General features: G+C 52.7%; 17 protein-coding genes and 1 riboswitch. All 17 genes read right to left on the reverse strand.

Annotated features, from left to right (window positions below; all coding sequences use genetic code 11):
* Positions 1-5: 5 nt before the first annotated feature.
* The 17 genes from ACLB09_RS11575 to ACLB09_RS11655 all read right to left on the reverse strand — a co-directional run bounded on the left by ACLB09_RS11575 (position 6) and on the right by ACLB09_RS11655 (position 19,569).
* Positions 6-1,616 (reverse strand): cobyric acid synthase, encoded by a 1,611-nt coding sequence (locus tag ACLB09_RS11575; protein ID WP_410769960.1) that lies wholly within the window; start codon positions 1,614-1,616, stop codon positions 6-8.
* 775 nt (positions 1,617-2,391) lie between these two features.
* The gene (gene cobS, locus ACLB09_RS11580) at positions 2,392-3,201 is read right to left on the reverse strand and encodes an adenosylcobinamide-GDP ribazoletransferase (RefSeq protein WP_410769961.1); all 810 of its coding nucleotides are present in this window, start codon (positions 3,199-3,201) and stop codon (positions 2,392-2,394) included.
* The gene (locus ACLB09_RS11585) at positions 3,198-3,914 is read right to left on the reverse strand and encodes a bifunctional adenosylcobinamide kinase/adenosylcobinamide-phosphate guanylyltransferase (RefSeq protein WP_410769962.1); all 717 of its coding nucleotides are present in this window, start codon (positions 3,912-3,914) and stop codon (positions 3,198-3,200) included. Before ACLB09_RS11585 ends, cobS begins: the two co-directional genes overlap by 4 nt.
* On the reverse strand, positions 3,911-5,011 hold the full coding sequence (cobT, locus tag ACLB09_RS11590; RefSeq protein ID WP_410769963.1) for a nicotinate-nucleotide--dimethylbenzimidazole phosphoribosyltransferase: 1,101 nt from the start codon (positions 5,009-5,011) through the stop codon (positions 3,911-3,913). Before cobT ends, ACLB09_RS11585 begins: the two co-directional genes overlap by 4 nt.
* Positions 5,012-5,107: 96 nt before the next feature.
* Entirely contained in the window at positions 5,108-5,902 is a 795-nt protein-coding gene (locus ACLB09_RS11595) for an ABC transporter ATP-binding protein (protein ID WP_410769964.1), read from the reverse strand.
* Positions 5,899-6,945 carry a FecCD family ABC transporter permease gene (locus ACLB09_RS11600; RefSeq protein ID WP_410769965.1) on the reverse strand — a complete coding sequence of 349 codons (1,047 nt, stop codon included), beginning with the start codon at positions 6,943-6,945 and terminating at the stop codon, positions 5,899-5,901. Before ACLB09_RS11600 ends, ACLB09_RS11595 begins: the two co-directional genes overlap by 4 nt.
* Positions 6,942-7,952 (reverse strand): ABC transporter substrate-binding protein, encoded by a 1,011-nt coding sequence (locus ACLB09_RS11605; protein ID WP_410769966.1) that lies wholly within the window; start codon positions 7,950-7,952, stop codon positions 6,942-6,944. Before ACLB09_RS11605 ends, ACLB09_RS11600 begins: the two co-directional genes overlap by 4 nt.
* Positions 7,953-8,139: 187 nt before the next feature.
* Positions 8,140-8,343, reverse strand: a riboswitch (cobalamin riboswitch).
* A 101-nt stretch (positions 8,344-8,444) separates the two neighbouring features.
* The gene (locus ACLB09_RS11610) at positions 8,445-10,034 is read right to left on the reverse strand and encodes a methyl-accepting chemotaxis protein (RefSeq protein WP_410769967.1); all 1,590 of its coding nucleotides are present in this window, start codon (positions 10,032-10,034) and stop codon (positions 8,445-8,447) included.
* A 164-nt stretch (positions 10,035-10,198) separates the two neighbouring features.
* Positions 10,199-10,978, reverse strand: coding sequence for a TRM11 family SAM-dependent methyltransferase (locus tag ACLB09_RS11615; RefSeq protein ID WP_410769968.1), 780 nt, complete (start codon positions 10,976-10,978; stop codon positions 10,199-10,201).
* Between the two features lie 330 nt (positions 10,979-11,308).
* Positions 11,309-12,070: a TIGR03915 family putative DNA repair protein gene (locus ACLB09_RS11620; protein ID WP_410769969.1), complete on the reverse strand. Its 762-nt coding sequence runs from the start codon at positions 12,068-12,070 to the stop codon at positions 11,309-11,311.
* The gene (locus ACLB09_RS11625) at positions 12,058-13,374 is read right to left on the reverse strand and encodes a putative DNA modification/repair radical SAM protein (RefSeq protein WP_410769970.1); all 1,317 of its coding nucleotides are present in this window, start codon (positions 13,372-13,374) and stop codon (positions 12,058-12,060) included. Before ACLB09_RS11625 ends, ACLB09_RS11620 begins: the two co-directional genes overlap by 13 nt.
* A 196-nt stretch (positions 13,375-13,570) precedes the next feature.
* A complete protein-coding gene (locus tag ACLB09_RS11630; RefSeq protein WP_410769971.1) occupies positions 13,571-14,350 on the reverse strand; it encodes an ABC transporter permease in 780 nt (259 codons plus the stop codon).
* Between the two features lie 11 nt (positions 14,351-14,361).
* On the reverse strand, positions 14,362-15,165 hold the full coding sequence (locus ACLB09_RS11635; RefSeq protein WP_410769972.1) for an ABC transporter ATP-binding protein: 804 nt from the start codon (positions 15,163-15,165) through the stop codon (positions 14,362-14,364).
* A 12-nt stretch (positions 15,166-15,177) separates the two neighbouring features.
* A complete protein-coding gene (locus ACLB09_RS11640) occupies positions 15,178-16,251 on the reverse strand; it encodes an ABC transporter substrate-binding protein (RefSeq protein ID WP_410769973.1) in 1,074 nt (357 codons plus the stop codon).
* 22 nt (positions 16,252-16,273) lie between these two features.
* Positions 16,274-17,731 (reverse strand): aryl-sulfate sulfotransferase, encoded by a 1,458-nt coding sequence (locus ACLB09_RS11645; RefSeq protein WP_410769974.1) that lies wholly within the window; start codon positions 17,729-17,731, stop codon positions 16,274-16,276.
* A gap of 17 nt (positions 17,732-17,748) precedes the next feature.
* Positions 17,749-18,297, reverse strand: a complete 549-nt coding sequence (locus tag ACLB09_RS11650; protein WP_410769975.1) for a MarR family winged helix-turn-helix transcriptional regulator — start codon at positions 18,295-18,297, stop codon at positions 17,749-17,751.
* A gap of 672 nt (positions 18,298-18,969) precedes the next feature.
* Complete coding sequence (locus ACLB09_RS11655) at positions 18,970-19,569, reverse strand: histidine phosphatase family protein (RefSeq protein WP_410769976.1); 600 nt, start codon at positions 19,567-19,569, stop codon at positions 18,970-18,972.

Genomic DNA, 19,569 nt, shown 5'->3' on the forward strand with positions numbered 1-19,569 from the left:
ATATACTACTCATTATTTATTATGCTGTAAATTCGCCCCATGTCCAAGTGATGGCTTACATGGTCCGCCAACCGGTCAAACGCAGCCTCTTTTCGGGAGGCCGCCGAAAGTTCCCCGGCAAGGGGAGGCAGACCTTTATCATGGCGCACGCTATTCAGCCAGGTCCTTCTCCAGGCATCATTCTGGAACACTCCGTGCAAATAAGTGCCGAAAACCCGACCGTCCGGTGTGGTACAGCCTTCGTCCCGCTCCGTTCCCCCTTCCTCAGTGATTCGGAAAACGGGAATCACCCGGTCATCACCTCCGCTTGCCAACGTCCGGCCGGAATGAATTTCATAGCCGCTAATCTCCAGGCTATCACCTTGCGAGTGGCTTGAGAAGGATGAAGCGGTGGGTGCGTTGGAGACGGCGGTCCCGGTGACGCGGACCGTCGTTTTACCGGGGATAAAGGTCGTAGCCACCGGGATCCAGCCTAGGCCTGCGGCCTGGCGAGGTGTCGCCGCTTCCACCGCATCGGGATCATGCAGTTCTTTCCCCAGCATCTGATATCCGCCGCAAATACCTACAAGCCGGGCGTGACGCCGCTGTTCGATGATCTTGCGTATTCCCTCGTCCAGTCCTTGATCCCGCACATATTCCAGATCGCCGATCGTATTCTTGGAACCGGGAAGAATGACAATGTCCGGATCACCTAGTTGGGACAGCTTCTGTACATAGCGCAGCGATACATCCGGTTCGGCGGACAATATATCAAAATCGGTAAAATTCGAAATCCTCGGGTAGCGGATCACGGCAATGTCGAGATTCGGCCCGGCGGATGACCGGGCTTGATTTGGGAACGTATCCAGCACGACCGAGTCTTCGGCCTCGATTTCCAGATCGGGCATAAAAGGCAGTACACCGAGGACCGGGATTCCCGTTCTCTGCTCCAGCCATTCCAGACCGGGCTGCAACAAGGACAGATCGCCTCTGAACTTATTGATCACGAATCCTTTAACCCGGGCCCGTTCTTTCGGTTCCAGCAGTTCCAACGTCCCGACAAGAAACGCGAACACGCCGCCTCGATCAATGTCGCCCACCAATATTACGGGCGCATCCGCCCATCCGGCCAGATTCATATTGACGATGTCGCGATGCTTCAAGTTGATTTCCGCCGGACTTCCGGCCCCTTCCATCACCACGATGTCGTATTTCTGCCGCAGCCGTCCCAACGCGTCCATAACCAGCGGCTTCGCAGTCGGAAGGAAATTTTCCCGGTAACTCACCGCGCTTAGATCTCGGTAAGGCTTTCCGTGAACGACAATCTGCGAGTGCATGTCCCCAGTTGGCTTCAGCAGGATCGGATTCATATCCGTAGTAGCCTCGATCCCGCAGGCATCCGCCTGGATGCCCTGCGCCCTACCGATCTCTTTGCCGTCCGGGGTCACATAGGAGTTCAAGGCCATATTTTGCGATTTAAACGGTGCGGTCCTGAACCCGTCCCGGGTAAAAATGCGGCACAGCGCCGTGACAATCACGCTCTTCCCCACGTCGGATGCCGTTCCCTGGACCATCAATACCCTGCCTCTGGCTTCCGTTGTCGTATCGATTGTGGTCTCTATTTCCGATTCTCTCATTCCGCCCGCCTCCATCCGATGAAAAAAAGACCTTACGGTCATACCGATCACTGATCAACGTGTTATGCCATTGATCATGTTCCCCAGCAGCACATCCATTGTTGCATAACTTGTACATTAGACTGTCCGCGTCTATGTCCGGGTTGGTTGCAACTTTAAGTTCTAACGGACACAGGAGACCTTAAAGGTCCCGATTTCGTGAATTTCAACTTCTAACGGACACAGGAGACCTTATTCGTCGAAAAAACCGCCGAATCTGAGCTTTTTCTTTCCATTAAGGGCTCTGGTGTCCGTTAAATTTCCAAATAGGCAAATTTACACCGGATAACGTCCCTCATGTCCGTTAGAATAGAACGAAGCCTGAGAGACATTCCGAGCGACATTCTCGGAAGACATTCCCAAGAGGCATTCCCCAAAGACATTCCTGAGACACATCCCTGAGACACATTCCCGAGACACATTCCCGAGATACATTCCCGAGATACATTCCCGAGATACATTCCTGAGGGACACTTCAGACTTACACAAGACCGCGAAAAGGAGTGTTTATTTTTATAAGTAACTGGAGTATAACTTTTGCATCCGTGGCGACAAGACCATCAGGGATCGAAGAAGTAATTTTGGCAAAACAGTGTTTTAGCCTTTAGCGCTTTCGAAGTAACTTTTCGCTAATGGTGACTCTAGCAAATCTAGTGTCCTCGGCTCGTCAGGAGCAACATTAGCGCATGATGACTACTGCGAATTTCGCTCCCCATTGAGCCCGTTTCGTTCTCTCTCAGTAAAAGAAAATAACCGCGAGCAAAAGCAGCATAGCCTCCAGCCCTTCGTTCAAAGCTCCATATATATCCCCCGTAAGTCCGCCGAGCCTTGAATTGATGTTGCCGGCGACCAGAGAACCCGCAGTTAAGGCAAGCAATGGTGCTGCGGCAAAATAACCTCCCAAGCGAAGCCAGGAGGCGGCGTCCGCGCCGCCAAGAACTCCGGCGGCTCCTAAGCATGCAGCCGTTAGCGCCAACGCAAGAACGGTGGCCAGAACCATGTCCTTCGCGCCAAGACCGCGAAAGCGCCCGGCCAGGCCCTCACCCTCGCGTGCGGTCGGCCACTTATGCATGGCCCTTGTCATAAACCAGCGGCTCCAAACCGGGGCCGTCAGCATCGCGGCCGCCAACGCCGCATTTCCGAGCTCCAAAAGCGAGAAAATGAGCGATAATTTAAGCAAAAGCAGCAATACGCAAGCCAATACCCCCATGGCTCCGACCCGGCTGTCCTTCATGATCTCCAGCATCCGCTCCCGGGAACGGTAGCTGAGCAATGCGTCGGCCGAATCCATCCAGCCGTCCAGATGCAGGCCGCCGGTCAGCCACACCCAAATGATGAGCGTCACGGCCGCCGCAGGCAAAGAAGGCAGCGCCCAGCCCGACAGTGCTCCCCCTAACCAAACGGAGGCCCCGATCGCCGTCCCGACCATCGGATAGTATTTGGCACTGCGCCGCAAAAGCTCCGGCGAGAAATCCAGCTCGGCCTTCACCGGAAACCGGGATAAAAATTGAAAAGCGGCCAAGATCGGCCGTCCTTTTTGCTTCATAGTTTATACTCCCTGCTTTTTAGCTCTATGGCGATGCCCGCGGTAACAAGAAAGACTTGATCCGAGATTGCGGCCATCCGCCGGTTTAGAATCCCGGCCCAGTCCCGGTATTTCCGACCAAGAGGGTATTCGGGCACAATCCCGCTCCCGACCTCATTCGTCACCATAACCAGTGTGCCGGGATAGGCCTCTACGGCAGCAACAAGAGTATCCACTTCCAGCTGTACCTCCCGCTCCGAAACCGTCCCGTCTCCGGCAACGTCGGCAGCAAGCATTACGTTCGACAGCCAAAGGGTCAAACAATCGATCAAAACAACCGGAGGCCGTTGCCCTGGTTGGAGATCGGGCTTGGTCACGAGTTCGGTCCCGAGATTGGTCCCGGGCTTGGACTTAGTCCCGGTATGAAACCCGGCCTGAAATCCGCCCACGGCCCCAGTTCTAGCCTCAGCTTCGGCGGCATTTTCCGTTACAGGCCCTTCCCCTCTTTGCACTTCGCTTAGCACGCCCGCCACATGCAGAGGCTCCTCCACGGTGAACCACCGGAAGCCGCTGTCGTCGCGCTGGGTTCGGTGCAATTTTATGCGCTGAGTCATCTCTTCATCGAAGGCTTGGGCGGTTGCGATGTACAACCCGGAGTCTGCATGTTTCATGCACCATTTTTCGGCAAAGCTGCTCTTTCCGCTGCGGGCTCCTCCCGTAACCGTCACGATCATCCCCGCGCCTCCCCGGCAGATTCCGCGCCCTCCGTATCTGCTGCTTCCCCCGTTGAAACCCCGGCGCTCTCGAACGTAGCCATCTCGGCCATAATCCGGCAAGCCGCGTCCACCAGGTGAAGCGCCAAGACGCCGCCCGTACCTTCGCCAAGACGCATGTCCAGTTGAAGCATGGGTTCGAGGCCAAGCGCTTTTAACAGATATACATGGCCCTGCTCCTGCGAAACATGGGAAGCAATCATATAATTCACCGACTCCGGTGCCAGCCGTTGAGCCGCAAGCGCCGCCGCTCCGGAAATGAACCCATCAAGCACAACCGGACAGTGATGGGACGCAGCGCCCAGAATAACTCCGGTTAATCCGGCAATCTCAAGCCCTCCAACCTTGGCGAGCACATCTACCGGATCGGACAGATCCGGACGGTTTAACTCCAATGCCCGCTCTACGACAAGGACTTTATGGCGCATCCGGTCATCATTGATTCCCGTTCCGCGACCAACTGTTTCCAAAGTCGAAATCCCCGTAAATGCGCTCATAAGTGCTGCACTGGCTGTCGTATTGCCGATACCCATTTCCCCGGTAACAAACAAGGAGACCCCTCTGCGGATCGCATCTTCTACGACTTCAACGCCAGCCATCAAAGCAGCTTCGGCTTCTTCCCGGCTCATAGCCGGCCCGGATACCATGTTGCCCGTACCATAACGAATCTTACGCGAGATGAGGCCCGGATGGTTAATCTCCGCATTGACCCCTACATCGACGCACATCACTTCCGCTCCCGCTTGGCGGGCGAGGACGTTCACAGCCGCGCCTCCGGAAAGAAAGTTAAGCACCATCTGAGGAGTAACTTCTGCAGGAAACGCGCTGATCCCCTCTTCGCACACCCCGTGATCGGCGGCCATGACGACCACCCCCCGATTCGGGAAGGACGGCTGCGTTTTTCCCGTGATTCCTGCCAGTTTCACCGCTAAGGATTCCAGCTTGCCGAGACTTCCGGGCGGTTTGGTCAAACGGTCCAAATGCTCTGCCGCCGCTGCTGAAGCAACCGGATCCAGGGCTTGTACCGATCCGGCGATATCCATTATGGAGCGACTCATCGGTTAACACCTCTCTTTTTTCGTCTATGATTCCATTGATACCATTCTACCATTATTATCTTGAACGGAAAAAGAACAGCATCATTAATTACTAGTCTAATCAGCCCGCTTTCCCGTCGCCTTCTGCAGCAGCAGTTGAGGAACACCGGTGTCGGGATGAGCCACGCTGTGGGATTTCACTTCAAATACCGATTCAATCATTCCCGGAACCAGAATTTCGGACGGAGTTCCTTGAGCCGCCAAACTGCCTTCGTTTAAAACAAGCAGGCGATCACAATAAAGCGAGGCCAGATTCAGATCGTGCATGACGGAGATGACGGTCAAACCTTCCTCGCGTTGCCAGCCTGCAACAAGCTCCATAAACTGCATCTGATAACGGATATCCAGATAGGTTGTCGGTTCATCAAGCAATACGACCTCAGGCTGTTGCGCCATTACCTTACCAAGCGCGGCCCGCTGCCTTTGGCCCCCACTGAGACTGCTTAGCGGGCGTTCTGCCAGACTTCCAAGTTCCAGCCTGTCCATAATATCCTGCATTAATCTCTCCGCTTGTCCGTCTTTTTCCCTTCCCCGCCAATCCTGAAAAGGGAACCTGCCCATTTCGATGACTTCCCGGACGGTAAAAGAAACGGGCGGAAGCCCGTCTTGCTGAAGTACCGCGAGCTTCCGGGATAACTCTTTACGGCTGTATGAGGACAGCGGATGACCAGCCAGTTTGATTTGGCCCCGGTCCGGTGACTCAATCCCGGAAATCAGACCAAGCAAAGTGCTTTTTCCGCTTCCGTTAGGCCCGATCACTCCCCAAAATTCCCCGGGCTCTATCTTCCAATCGATATCTCTTAACGCGTTCAGACGCCCATATGATTTTGCGGCATTCTTCACCTCGATCATGACATCTCCCTCTCCCGCGCTTTTTTCTTTTTATATAACAAAAAAGCGAAAAACGGAGCGCCGACAAAAGCCGTGATTACCCCGAGCGGGATTTCCGTTGGCGCAAGCAACGAGCGGGCCGCAAGGTCGCTCCACATCATGAAAATGCCGCCTCCGAGCGCGGAGAGCGGGATAATAAGCCGATAGTCCGGACCCGTGATGAGCCGGATCATGTGGGGAATCACAAGGCCGACAAACCCGATCACGCCGGAAACCGATACGGCCGCGGCAGTCATCAGCGTAGCCACGAGCAAAATGACCAACTTCGTCGACTCCACATTCAACCCGGAATGAGACGCCTGACGTTCACCCAATGCCAGCAGGTTCAGGGAACGGGCACGGCTCCACAGGAACAATCCTCCCAACGCCAAATATGGAAGCAGGATGGCCGTATACGACCATCCTCGCAGACTCAGGCTTCCCATCGTCCAATACAATATTTCATTTACCGTTCTTTTCGACATCGCCGTCAGAAAGGAGACGACCGCACCGAGAAAAGACTGCATAACCACACCCGATAATATCAAACTCTCGATCGGGATTTTTCCATTCTCCCTGGCCAGCCGCATTACGATCCACAGCGTAGCCGCCCCGGTCAGAAAAGCTACCACCGGAAGCGTGAATATGCCGAGCAGTGAAAATTGCCAGCCGAAAAAGATCAGCACGGCCGCGCCTAACGCCGAACCCGAGGAAACCCCCAAGGTGAAGGGATCTGCAAGCGGATTGCGGAGCACGCCTTGAAACGCGGCGCCTGCCACCGAAAGCGAAGCTCCTACCAACATGCCAAGCAACACGCGCGGCAGGCGTACCTGCATCACGATTTGTTCGGAAGCCACGCTCCAATCAGGCTCGATCCATTCTCCGAGACCCGGAATCCGATGCAGCAGAATCCCGACGATTTCACCTGCCGGCAAGTGAACGGAACCGAACCCGATGCAGATCAGCAGCGTAAAGAGAAGCAATCCCAGGCCGATCGTCCCGTAACCTGCCAGCTTTGACCTCATGGTTGGATCAAATCCGGGTAAATCGCTTTCGCTACTTCAATTAATCCCTGAGTCACGCGCGGACCCGGACGGCTCAATAAATTGTCATCCATTCCCACAATGCGGTCTTCCTTCACAGCCGTGATTTGATCCCAGCCGCCGCGGCCTTTGATAATTTCGGCCAATGTACGGTTATTCTCATCGATTACACTTTTCGCATATAAAATGACGTCCGGATTTGCTTTAATAATGTTTTCTTCGTTAATCTCGCTCCAACCGGTAATGTCGGAAGCCACGTTTTCCCCGCCGGCAAGTGTGATCATTTCATCCATAAACTCGCCTTTGCCTACGGTCCAACCGGGAGAAAACTCAATATACACTTTCTTCTTCTGATCGGCTGTCAAAGATTTAACGGCTTCGGTAACTTTGTCCAGCTCAGCTTTCATTTGTTCGGTTACTTCTTTTGCCTCGTTCTGATGGTCGGTGATCTCGCCGACCGTTTTAATATTGTCCATTACCCCGTCGATCGTTTTGGGATTGGAGCGAAACACTTTCATCCCGAGATCGGTCAAACTCTTGACCGTATCTTCGCCGATCAGACTTCCAGCCAGTACCAGATCCGGCTGCGCTGCTACTACCGCTTCAACATTCACCTGAAAACCGCCCATTTTCGGCTTATCTTTAGCCGCTTCAGGGTAGTCGTCGTTATCGGAAACCCCAACGATTTGTTCATCCAAACCAAGGGCGAACAAGCCTTCCGTCTCCGAAGGTGCCAGCGAGACGATCCGCTGCGGTGCGGATTCAAACGTAAATTCACTTCCGTAAGCATCCTTTACGGTAAGCGGGTAAGTCGTATGAAGTTCTTCCTGCTCCGGTGCGTTTGCACCGTTTGTTTGCTGTTCTTGAGTCTGACCCGCGTTGTTGCTATTGTCCGCCGTGCTGTTTGTGTTATTCGCTCCGCAACCGGCGGTAACGAGCAGCAAAAGCGCCAGCAGCCAAATCCCCCAAACCTTAGTCCACTTCTTCATTAGTCCCTCTCCTTCGGGTTTCTTGTTTTAAGAAACGCCTGAGCCAAAGCGAAGCCCTATTCCACAAGAAAAACCCATCCTGAGCGGATGGGTTACGTCTACAAAGTCATTTACGGAAACTTCAAGTCAATCACGCAAGACCGGTTTCCGTCTTCATTAGCAGAACGTTATCCTTTCCTCGAAGGACCGTCTAAAACTCCCGTTGGCAGGTCTCCTGACTATCAGGCCGCGACGAAAACTCGCCTTCCCATCATACTTTTCCGTACGACAGTGGCAAAATGAGTTTCGTCCCTGTACACAGTGGCGGGACCGTGCCGGATTTACACCGGCTTCCCTTTTAACCCGAAGCTTGCGGCAAGCATGCTCCAGGACCTACGGGCACTTTCTATTCGCTTGAATCTAGGCTTTCTTTCTCTATGGATTATAGGGGATAAGCTTAAAATTTACAATATGCGATACGGGCTATCGGCCAGCATAACGGTCATTCTAACTTTAATGATCTACGGACAAATCGGCCCCCAATACCCCGATAACATCTCCTTCTTTTAAAATGGGAACAGACAAAGTGATGCAACGCCGCTTGGTGATTGCCGATACATAAACCTCCGAAATGACCGTTTCCCCGTTCATGGCACCTCGGAACCAATCGCGACCCTTGGCATTGAGCAGTCCCGCCTCTGGAATCGATACGACAAAAGAACCGTCGGACCGGTTTGTCCATGCGGCTTCCAGTCCCGTCTCCCCTTCCAGGAGCCGCTCCAAAACGACGCGGTGCTCAAATTCCCGCATCAAGAGCATTGTGCTGTTGTTCGCCGTTTCCTGAAGTCTTCTGGCATAAACCAGGCCCAGTTCCCGTACCGCAGCTTTTTGTTCCTCCGTTTCCTCCGAGGCCGAACTTCCCCGGACCGCCTCCAACGAAGATAGCAGTTCCTCTTGCGCCCGGTGCAGGCCGCCGGCAACACTTTGAAGCTTGCCGATATGCCCCCTCTGGGATTCCATCCGGGACAAGGCACCCTCCACATGGGAGATACTCCGGTTAAGGCCCGCATGAACTTCCTTCATCATGCTTTCCATATTCCGCGTCATCTCCGATTGTTCCCGGCTTCGCCGTCCAGTCTCGGCCACCAGCCCGTTCACTTCGGCCACCTCGTCGGAAATGAACAGGATGTCCTTCCCCATCGATTTCAGCAATTCGATGCCGTCCATCGCCGATTTTCTTCCATCCCGGAGCGTATCCTTAACCCGGTCCACCTCATCCGTGATTTGCCGGAACAGAGGGGCGGAACTGCCGATCGCCTTGCTGCTCTGCTCGGCAAGTTGGCGCATTCTCATGGCCACTACGTCAAAACCTTTACCCTGTTCCCCCAGTCTTGCCGCCTCAATGGATGCATTCAGGGCGAGCAGCAATACTTCGCCGGATATCCCTTCAAGCTCCCGATATAAGGCTCCAAGTTGTCTCGTATTGCGCTCCAGATCGTTCATCGGTCCGTTGATCGACTGCTGGGACTCCGCCAGCGAGCGAATCGTCCCGTCTGCCTCTGCGAGGGCTTCCGTGATCCGCGAAGCTTCGGACAGCGTCTTCTCGCTGCGGATATGCAGTTGATCCGCCGCCTCCTGAATCCGAAATGCGGAGGTAGCAACTTCCTGCATGGCAGCCAAACTTTCCTGCACCTGTTCCAAAGAACGTTCACTGCTGTGCTTCAGCTTCAGATCCTCCACAGAGGAAATATCGGATAAATGCTGGAGTTGCTCCATGCTCTCGTTCACTTCTCCCACGGCAGCCTGCAGCCTGTCCGCCGCAACCAGAGATTCATTGGCCATCACGATCCAATCGGTTTCGGAATGCCCTTTATCATCATGTTCCGGCGGAGCTGCCGAAGGAAGCGAGGAGGAAGTCTCTTGTCCTTCGCGTCGAAATTTTAGGAAACTCCATGAGAGCGTTGCAAAACATATAAAGGCTATCAGGGCCACGAAAGGCATATACCAGGATAACTTTTGCCATAAAGCCATGATAAACAATAAAAAGGCCGCCCCCATACCCAGTACGGATGCATTTCTTTCGATCCCGCGGAGTTGATTCATTTGTTCCCACTCCTCTTATGTAAGTTTATCTTACATTATAGAATAGGACTTAAGACATAAAAAGAGTTTTTTCGGAAATTTAATACATTTTTCTTCAAATTTCTATGTCTATTTTATAGATATAACACGTTATGTTATATTTTGTTGTGATATATAGATGTTTCTTAACTCTGACATACCCAAACATTACGGACAAAAGAACCCTTCACTACCTGACCGTAGTCCTTAATTTGAAAACCGCAAGCCTGCAAATCGAACTCTAACTCTTCGCTCGACACCACCACAGCAGTCTCGCAGAACCGGCGCAGGCTCGATAGCATGGCTCTTTTTTCGTCCTGCGGCAACACCGAGCACAAATTGTAAGGCATATCCAGAATGGCTGCATCATAATGCCCGCTCACATGATTCATATCTCCAATCGAAAGTAGCCCCGGGTCATCATACCCGAAATGCGCCAGGTTCTCCCGGGCTCCCCGGATGGCCAGCGGATTCAAATCCCTGCCGAAGATATCGACACCCATGGACAGCGCCTCGATCAGCACATTGCCCATCCCGCAGCACGGATCGATCGCCCTGATCCCTTTCGGATCAGGGATGCCGATATTCACGAGCGCCCGAGCCATCGCAACAGGCAGTCCTGTGGAGTAATTCCTTGGCTTATGCTTATGTTGCTGCCAGACCGGGTCTGCCTGACGGCAGATGCCGAACATCCAGCCGCCATTATACGAAAGCAGCCCAAACGTTATGTCCGGATGGCGCATTTTCGCCGTCCCCCTGATATGCGCGCCAATTCGCCGTTCCAGTTGCCTCTGCTCCTCATAACTTCGCTTCAAACCGTTTTTTAGATACAGTACTTTGAAGGTGCTTCCCTCCAGCTTTATTCCCGCTGCATACGTGATGATCTCTTCAAGCGAATGACCGGTGAACAGAACATCTACCCGCATGGAAACAAACGGGCTCCTGTTCGGTTCGATCCTCAAAGGACTCTCTATATATGATAATGATCCCGGTTCTTCTCCAAACAAAGCGCGAAGCTCCATCCGGCACAGTTCTCTATCATTTTCGTGGCATGCAAAAAGAAAGATAAACCGTTCACGGTTATGATTTAGATTCGGTTGCACTTTACCTTGTTCCTCCCGATAGATTTGGGCACAATGGTTCCAAATTCCATACTTCATATCCCATATCTCGTACCACATTCCATATTTTCAAAATTCTAATTTCAACTTTCATTGTCCATTGTATCAAAAATTTGAAAGTTTTATTGAATCCCGTCACTGCATCTCCGTGAGCTGCGCCCAGTATCTTTTGGGCATATGGGACATCTGCGCGCGCGGATTAACCCGCTCCCGGATCGCTACCGTATTATAAAACTGCTTCCACAAACTGCGGTAAGCTTTCTCTTGTTCGCTGACATCCGGCAGAGTCAACTCATCCACATTCACAATTGACACCTTATCGTTCTGCGTCTCATCCGGCCGGTGTATCAGCGCCTGTCCATGAGTTTTATCGTAAATCATAAACGACTCTTGACGGTAACGATCGCAAAAATGGGGAGCCAAAACAGGTAACACAATATTTTTGGGCTCAATCACGGATACCAGAGCATCGCCGTAGACCGAAAAACGCACAAATCCCGTGAACGCATGGCTCTCGGAATTCAAATGCCTCACTGCTTTATTAAGCTGATGAACGGTATTCTCCGTCAGCATATTCATCACAACGCCCCCATGCTTGAAACCAAGACGCAGAAAGCGGTAAATCAGCATTTCTTTTTGAGAGTCACATGTGAGAAAGCCTAACCGGACCAATTCCTGGGCTGCCGGCGATATTTTATTTCCGATTGCATCATATACCCGTGCAGCCTTCCCCGAATCGGTTTCAACGTAACGGTTGCCGAAAAGCACATACTGCGGATCTGCGTCAGAAGTAATATCCAGCAGTTCCTCCTTGCGCTCATAACTCTCGAATACGCAGCTCAGCAAACCGTCAAAACTTCCATCATAGACATAAGCAACATCGTTCACCCAAGGCATGGGATCAAGTCCTTTCTTCCGGTACCCATCGCCAATTCCTCATCCGTAAACAGCGATAACTGCTCCACCTGAGGTTGGGGCAGAAACATGCCCAGTTCTTTGGTTGACAATAGCGATCTCAAGATTGTGCTTTCGTTCACTTTCAATCCCTCAAGACGTCTGCCGGAGCAGGTGATAAAATATTGGGCGCGTTTCAATACGACGCCCAGCTTCTTAAGCCCGGGAAAGTCCAGCCTGGACGCCCGGCGGGCCTTCACAATCCTTTTTGCGCTTCTGACCCCGATCCCCGGTACCCGCAGTAATGTCTCATAAGGCGCCGTACTGATCTCCACGGGAAACCGATCGATATGATTCATCGCCCAATTACATTTCGGATCCATGAACGGATTGAAATTCGGAGTGCGTTCATCCAGCAGCTCCTTCGCTTCAAATCCGTAAAACCGCAGCAGCCAATCCGCCTGATACAACCTGTGCTCCCGCAGCAGCGGCGGCTTGGTGTCCAGGGACGGCAACAGGGAATGCTCCATCACCGGAGTATAAGCGGAATAATATACTCTCTTCAGCTTGTACTTGTGATACAGCGCCTCCGTCAAAGTCAATATCTTCAAATCGCTGTCCGGCGTCGCTCCTATGATCATCTGGGTGCTTTGCCCGGCAGGGACGAATTTGGGGGCATGACGGTATTTGACAAGGTCCGTAACGTTCTCTTGAATACCTTGCCGGATAAGAGACATCGGCTTCAAAATCGCCTCCTTGGTCTTATCCGGGGCTAGCTGACTCAGACTATCCTGTGAGGGCAGCTCGATATTGACGCTCATCCGGTCGGCCAACAGGCCGAGCCGGGAAATCAGCGCGGGATCGGCACCGGGTATCCCTTTGACATGAATATATCCGCCAAACTTATACTCATTCCGAAGCAATTCCAGCACACGAATCAACTGCTCGGTCGTATAATCAGGGTTCCGCATGATCCCCGAGCTTAAGAATAATCCCTCTATGTAATTGCGCCGATAAAAGTTCATCGTAAGGTTCGCCAGTTCCTCCGGCGTGAACATAGCCCGCCGCGTGTCGTTGGAACGCCGGTTTACGCAATATTTGCAATCAAAGATACAAACGTTGCTCATCAACACTTTCAACAACGAGATACAGCGTCCGTCTGCGGCAAAACTGTGGCAGATACCTGAGCTGACCGCGCTGCCAGCCGCCCCCGCTTGGCCGTTCTTACGTTCCACACCGCTGGAAGAACAAGATACATCATATTTGGCCGAATCCGTCAAAATCGTCAGTTTATCATACACATCCATACGCCGATCCTCCCTTTTGATTCCTATTATAATACGAACATTTGTTCCTGTAAATAACAGGAACAAGCCGCTCTTCAGTAAAAAAGAGCGACTCGTTGTATGAACGTTTATGGAGTTGAATTACTGCTTCGGATGATTTCGGCGGTGGCGGCTTCCGCCAACGGGTGAAAAGACCTGCGTCTCGCTTCGAATTCGGCTATCTTCGGACCGGAGCGGAGCTGATAACCCCGTAACGCCACAATACTTTGCGGCCGAACCAGCCGAACAGGCGATCCGTGGCAAAGCCCATTAAACCGAGACTGATGAGGCCGACAAAAATCCAGTCCGTGCGGAAGAACAGCCGCGAGTTCCAGATCAGGAAACCGACGCCTTCATTGGAGGCGATCATTTCCGCCCCGACGATCGCCATATATGAAGTACCCATAGCTAACCGGACCCCGGTGAACATATACGGGGCGGTCGCCGGAATAATGACGTGCAGGACAATCTGCCATTCCGAGGCGCCCATGCTGCGGGCTGCCCGGATTTTATCCTCCTCGACGGACAGCACGCCGGTCAGCGTGTTCATCATCACGATAAACAGCGTGGCATAAAGGATCAGAGCGATCTTCGACTGTTCCCCGATGCCAAACCAGACAAGAAATAACGTAATGAAGGCAATAGGAGGAATAAACCGGATAAAATTAAGCAGCGGTTCCGCGAAATGGCGGATTATATCCACTCTGCCGATGAGGACGCCGAGCGGTATCGCCAGCAGGCTGCCGAGCGCCCAACCGCTGAACACCCGGTAAAAGCTGATTCCTATATATTTCGGGAGCGATCCGTCTTTGAGCAGCTCTATCGCCCCTTTAACGGTATCCACAGGGCCGGGGATCACCTCGGGACCATAAAGGAGAGCACCAGCTTGCCAGGCCACTAGAAGAAATATCCAAAGCAGAAGCAAGCCCGCCCATTTCTTTTTCAACCATCCTGTCATCCGTCTTCCTCCTATTCGTCAAAATGGGCCTGAATCCGGCCGTGATACTCGTAAAACTCCGCCCCGGAAACTTCCCGGGGGTAAGAGAGCGGAATATCGTAAATATGCGATATTTTCGAGGAGGGGCCCGGGGACATGATGCCGATTCGTCCGCCCAGCAAGATGGCTTCCTGAATATCATGCGTCACAAACACGACGGTCTTGCCTGTCTGCCGCCAGACCCGCACCAGTTCCTTTTGCATCGTCCTGCGGGTCATTGCATCCAGCGCGCCGAACGGCTCATCCATAAGCAAAATTTCGGGATCGTTGGCCAGAACCCGAGCCAATTGTACCCGCTGCTTCATCCCGCCGGATAGCTCTCTCGGAAATTTGTCTCCGTGCCCTGTCAGTCCGACCAGATCGATATATTGCTCCGAGATTGCTCTCCGGTCGCGCTTCGGGACTTTTTTCATCTTCAGCCCGAACTCTACGTTCTGCCTCACCGTAAGCCAGGGAAAGAGCGAGGAATCGGCCTGCTGAAAAACGACCGCCCGGTCCCGTCCGGGCTTATCGATATCGGCGCCTCCGACTCGCAAATTCCCGCTGGTTTTGGAGATGAAACCCGCGATCATGTTCAACAGGGTTGATTTCCCGCAGCCGCTCGGACCAAGCAGGATGAAAAACTCGCCCCCTTTAATCACCAGATCCACGTCCTTGATGATGTAGTGAAGTTCGCCGCTTCCGGCCCCGGTTTGTTCACTGTAGCTCTTATTCAAACCCTCGATCGTGATCGTATGTTTCAGTGCAGCCCCCTGCTTCGGCAACGCTAGAGACATTTAAATCCCCTCCTATGGTGTGATGGTCACGCGGTCAGGCAAAATTTCCCGCAAGGCATCCAGCTTGATTTTGTCTTCCAACTCAAAGTCCTGCTGTATGATTCCATTTTCCACCATATAATTTTTCTGGCGGGACAAACTGTCGAGCGCGGCCTGATCGAAATCGATATTCCAATTGACCACCGACAAATCCTTCAACGTAGCTTCCTTCGGCTGTTTGACTTCTTTATACAAAATCTCCGCCACCTTTTCCGGGTTCTCCTTGATAAAGGCGGAGGATTCGTCCAGTGCGCGGAGGAAACCCGACACGGCTTCCGGATGTTCCTTGATCAGCGACTCCGGCGCGACGATCTGGCTGCCGATCCGTACCTTCGTTTGCGACATGTCCGTCAGCTGGTGCACCCCTTCAATGGCTGCGAACTTCTCCACCATGACCGCACCGGTGGCCCAAACGGCGTCCACCTCTCCTTTTTTCAAAGCGATATACGCTTCGTCAAATCCCCCTTGACCGATCAATTTGGCATCTTCGGGTTTAAGGCCGTATTCGGCAAGGTACTCATCCCACAGATAGGTAATAAATGTACCCCGCATAAAGCTCAGGTTCTTCCCTTTCAAATCTTCCGGCTGCTTGATGTCGTCCCTTACAAACAACTTCCATTGCTTCGCACTCAGATCCGTGGAAGTCCCGGTCGAAGCGATGATCGCAAACTCCCCTTTGCTGACGGCGTTTAAAATCGGAAAATCGGCTCCCCAGGCGATATCCGCCTGCTTGATGAAGAGCGAATTGATCCCTTCCGCAGGCGTAGCGAATGTCACCAACTTCGCATCGATTCCGTGTTTTTCAAAGAGTCCTTGATTTACCGCAACGCGCAGTACGGGATTGGATGAAATATCGGCGATATTCAGCTTCACCTTCGATTGTTGTCCGTTCCCGCCTCCCGAATTTCCCGCAGCCTGGGCCTTGGATGACGATTCGTCACCGGACGAGCCGCACCCGGTTAGAACCATCAGGAATGTAAGAAATAACAATAATGACGATATAGCCGTTCTTTTCAAATGAGTGTTGTTTCTCTTGGATCTTGGCATGGTCTCTTCTCCTTTCTTTCTCCTATTCTTCTTCAACCGGCTTGGCCGGCCGGGTCCCCTCATCGATCCGGGCGACGCATAGCGCACCTTCACCATATGAAACCGTGCCGTTCACAAGCACGATGGATTCAGCTCCCGTTCCCGCAGCTCCCGGAACTCTGAAGCTGGCCACGTCCAGCGGCTCGATCGCCGTTTCGACCGGTTGCGAAAGCTGGGGCACCCACTCATAAGGCACGCGATAAGCGCGGTACACCATATTCGAGTTTCTCTTATTTTTGTAAGGGGAAATATATTCCCAAACCAGTTCATGCTCCCGGGTAACTTCAAAAATCCGGCCGTCCGCGCCTTCCGTAATCAGTGTGTTGCCGTTCGGCAAGCGCTGGGCGGAGCTGATATAAGGACTGTAAAAATGGTAAGAGTCCAGCGGCGCCATGAATCCGGCTTCCGTCGGAGTGTATTTCCATACGATCTCCAGCGTGACCGGATCGATCTCCAAAATGCGGGAATGGTCGCGGGCGGCGTTTTTTTGACCGAACGCGGAAGCCGGATTCGGAGCTCCATAACCGGCCCAGCCCCCGTTATCGAACAGAAGCAGATTGCCTTCGCCGGGCAGCCCCTTAGGAATCAGGTGAGCATGGTGCTGACCGATGATCCAGCCCAAATGCTTGACCTCGGGGGCGGAATAATCCGGACCGAGCTTCCAGACGATCTTCCCGGATTTTTTGTCCGTAATCGCAATAATGTTGCTCTCTCTGGCGTCCCAAATAATGTTATCCGGGTGGAACCGCTCGTCTCCGTCGTCATACCAGCGGTTAGGCCCAAGCGCGGAGACGGAATTGATATGCATCCAGTCCCCCGAATGGTCGCCGAAAAACCGGGTATTGGGATCACGGAACAGAACGTTTTTGGCCTGCTCGTCAAAACCCAGTTCGTCAAAATGCTCATGCAAATTCCATTCCCAGACGATGTTTCCTTCCCAGTCCACTTCAAGGATCGAATCATCAAGCAGCAATTTATCCGAAATTTTGGGGTTGCGGACGTTTTTATGCACGAGAATCAGCGTGTTCCCCCCATCAATTCTGGGCTCCGCACCGGGAACGTAATAACCGACCGGGTTGCCTTCCCGCTGGTAATCGTGATGGGCTCTGGCCATCCACTGCGGATCATGGCCCGGATCCTCGATCAACTCATGCCGGTTGAACCGCCATACGATATTTCCGTCCCAATCGACCTGCACCAGGTCGACCTCATCCTGGAATCCGTACTTCGGATCCCGTTCGGCCGTACTGCCGAGTACATTGCCTCCGGGAAACAATTTGTTGGGGAAGCCGCGAAGCCCCTGCCACAAATGCACCTCTTTGCCGTTCATGTCGATCAGCAGCGCACCCAGATCGGCCGCCTGATAGATCGTATAACCGCTCCACGCTTTCTCCGGTTTATACACCGTCGCTCCTGTAGGGTATATTGTCGGGTGTCCCATGTTCATCCGCTCCTCTATTAGTAAGATAGAAATTTTCCTTGCCGGTTCATGTCCTCGGCCGTCGGCCCGTCGATTTTTTTCTGCTGCTCCCGCCGGGAAACACGCCGCGCGTCCTCCGAATTCCGCTTCGCCAAATCGTTCAGCGTTTCGGAAAAATGCTCGAGCCGGCCAGTGAGCACTTTGAAAAGATGATGAATCGACGTAAGCTCTTCCTCCGATAATTCCGCAAACAGAATCGAAATGCATACTCTGCCGATGTTCCGGTTGCGGTCCAGCATATCCTTGCCCTGCTCCGTAATCTCGAGCCATACCGTCCGACGGTCGCTGTCTTGCCGGATTCTTCTGGCGAACCCTTTCTGTTCCAGCTTGTCGCACAGGCCCGTCACGGCACCTGACGTAAAATCAAGCTCCTCGGCCAGATCGCCCAGACGCTGCGGTCCTTCCCGGATCATTTTTTGCATGACGAGCAAACCGGGAAGCGTAACCCCCTCAACCTCGACTTTGTCCCGTTCCTTCACGAATCGCCGGACCATCTTTCTGAACAGCCAATCCGCCTCCTCGATCAACTCCCACTCCGCTTCGCTTCTGCTAATGACGGCCTCAACCCCTTGAAGAATAGTAAAAAGGCCCCCGAAAAACATCCCTTGATCGGGAGGTCTTTCAGGAGCCTTTGGCGGTCCAATCGGCTGCTACTATCCATTCTCTTAGCACTAAGAAAATGACTGATAAAGTATTTTTCATCATATTAAACCCATTAATCACACCTGTCAAGTATGAATTATGAAAAAGAGGTTGTCAGCAGTTTTTAATGCCGCATCGGGTGAATATTTTCTTTTTTGGAATGTCTTTGAATCGTGGACAATAAACAAAATATGTCCACCTAAAAGTGGACATGAAGACAATAAAGACTGCTTTTAGTATACATCTATACTTCGTGCATTTTTGCGCATTTCATCCCACATTTAGTGTTGTACAAAAGAAGCAGGCTATCTTTTCCGCAAATTCCTGTCCACCTTTTGAAAGACAAATTCATGTTTTATCCACCGTTGAAGGACAAAGAGAGACAAGAATGCCGGCTCTGACTTTCATGACGCTTCGTAACAGGTTCTCAACAAGGATCTCTCCAAAAGATCACTGTATAGTCGTTCTGAGAACTTACACTATGTGAGGCACTCTTTAAAAGTCACTCAGCAAAGGCGTTCTGCGCAGGAGCCGCTGTCCAAAATCTGCCGATCCAGCTACTTACGCTGTGTATACCCTTCCCCGATCTTATAGGTCACCTTAAGCACCTTTCCCGGTTCCGTTTTCCATTTGGCATTCCAGAAGCCGTCACTGTCCGGCTCCAATAATGTACCCAGCATGGAAATGACGCCGCCATGGGTAACGATCAGAATAGGTTCTTCCACGTTATCGAGCACGAGCCTACGCGAAAATGAATCCAGTTCGGCGAATATTTCCTTGATGCGGCCTGCGAATTCCGGCCATGCTTCGCCTCCCGGAGGGGTTACCTCCTGCGGATTGTCGATCCAGTTGCGGTAGTGGGAAATATGTTTTAACATCTCATAAGTCCGACCTTCCCACGCACCGAAATTCATCTCTCTCAGCCGGGAGTCATAGGAGGCAGCGGCGGCCAACTCCGGAGAAATATACTCCAGCGTGCTCCGGCAGCGCCTAAGATCGCTGCAGAATACAGCCGAAAAAGCGGTCTCCCCCAGCTCGGCCCGCAACGGAGACAACCCGCAAGCTTCACCGGGAAGAAGCTCCGGGTCGCTGTGTCCCTGGTATCTGCGCTCTATATTCCATTCGGTCCACCCGTGGCGAATCAACCACCACTCCAT

Source organism: Fontibacillus forbon (assembly GCF_046559655.1).
Lineage (GTDB): Bacteria > Bacillota > Bacilli > Paenibacillales > Paenibacillaceae > Fontibacillus.

Excerpts from the sequence above, each read along its gene's own strand:
- ACLB09_RS11655 (WP_410769976.1), bottom strand. The coding sequence starts at position 19,569 with ATGGAGTGGTGGTTGATTCGCCACGGGTGGACCGAATGGAATATAGAG.
- ACLB09_RS11605 (WP_410769966.1), bottom strand. The coding sequence starts at position 7,952 with ATGAAGAAGTGGACTAAGGTTTGGGGGATTTGGCTGCTGGCGCTTTTG.
- ACLB09_RS11640 (WP_410769973.1), bottom strand. The coding sequence starts at position 16,251 with ATGCCAAGATCCAAGAGAAACAACACTCATTTGAAAAGAACGGCTATA.
- ACLB09_RS11635 (WP_410769972.1), bottom strand. The coding sequence starts at position 15,165 with ATGTCTCTAGCGTTGCCGAAGCAGGGGGCTGCACTGAAACATACGATC.
- ACLB09_RS11600 (WP_410769965.1), bottom strand. The coding sequence starts at position 6,945 with ATGAGGTCAAAGCTGGCAGGTTACGGGACGATCGGCCTGGGATTGCTT.
- ACLB09_RS11625 (WP_410769970.1), bottom strand. The coding sequence starts at position 13,374 with ATGGATGTGTATGATAAACTGACGATTTTGACGGATTCGGCCAAATAT.
- ACLB09_RS11575 (WP_410769960.1), bottom strand. The coding sequence starts at position 1,616 with ATGAGAGAATCGGAAATAGAGACCACAATCGATACGACAACGGAAGCC.
- ACLB09_RS11645 (WP_410769974.1), bottom strand. The coding sequence starts at position 17,731 with ATGGGACACCCGACAATATACCCTACAGGAGCGACGGTGTATAAACCG.
- ACLB09_RS11620 (WP_410769969.1), bottom strand. The coding sequence starts at position 12,070 with ATGCCTTGGGTGAACGATGTTGCTTATGTCTATGATGGAAGTTTTGAC.
- cobT (WP_410769963.1), bottom strand. The coding sequence starts at position 5,011 with ATGAGTCGCTCCATAATGGATATCGCCGGATCGGTACAAGCCCTGGAT.
- ACLB09_RS11585 (WP_410769962.1), bottom strand. The coding sequence starts at position 3,914 with ATGATCGTGACGGTTACGGGAGGAGCCCGCAGCGGAAAGAGCAGCTTT.
- cobS (WP_410769961.1), bottom strand. The coding sequence starts at position 3,201 with ATGAAGCAAAAAGGACGGCCGATCTTGGCCGCTTTTCAATTTTTATCC.
- ACLB09_RS11630 (WP_410769971.1), bottom strand. The coding sequence starts at position 14,350 with ATGACAGGATGGTTGAAAAAGAAATGGGCGGGCTTGCTTCTGCTTTGG.
- ACLB09_RS11595 (WP_410769964.1), bottom strand. The coding sequence starts at position 5,902 with ATGATCGAGGTGAAGAATGCCGCAAAATCATATGGGCGTCTGAACGCG.
- ACLB09_RS11610 (WP_410769967.1), bottom strand. The coding sequence starts at position 10,034 with ATGAATCAACTCCGCGGGATCGAAAGAAATGCATCCGTACTGGGTATG.
- ACLB09_RS11615 (WP_410769968.1), bottom strand. The coding sequence starts at position 10,978 with ATGCGGGTAGATGTTCTGTTCACCGGTCATTCGCTTGAAGAGATCATC.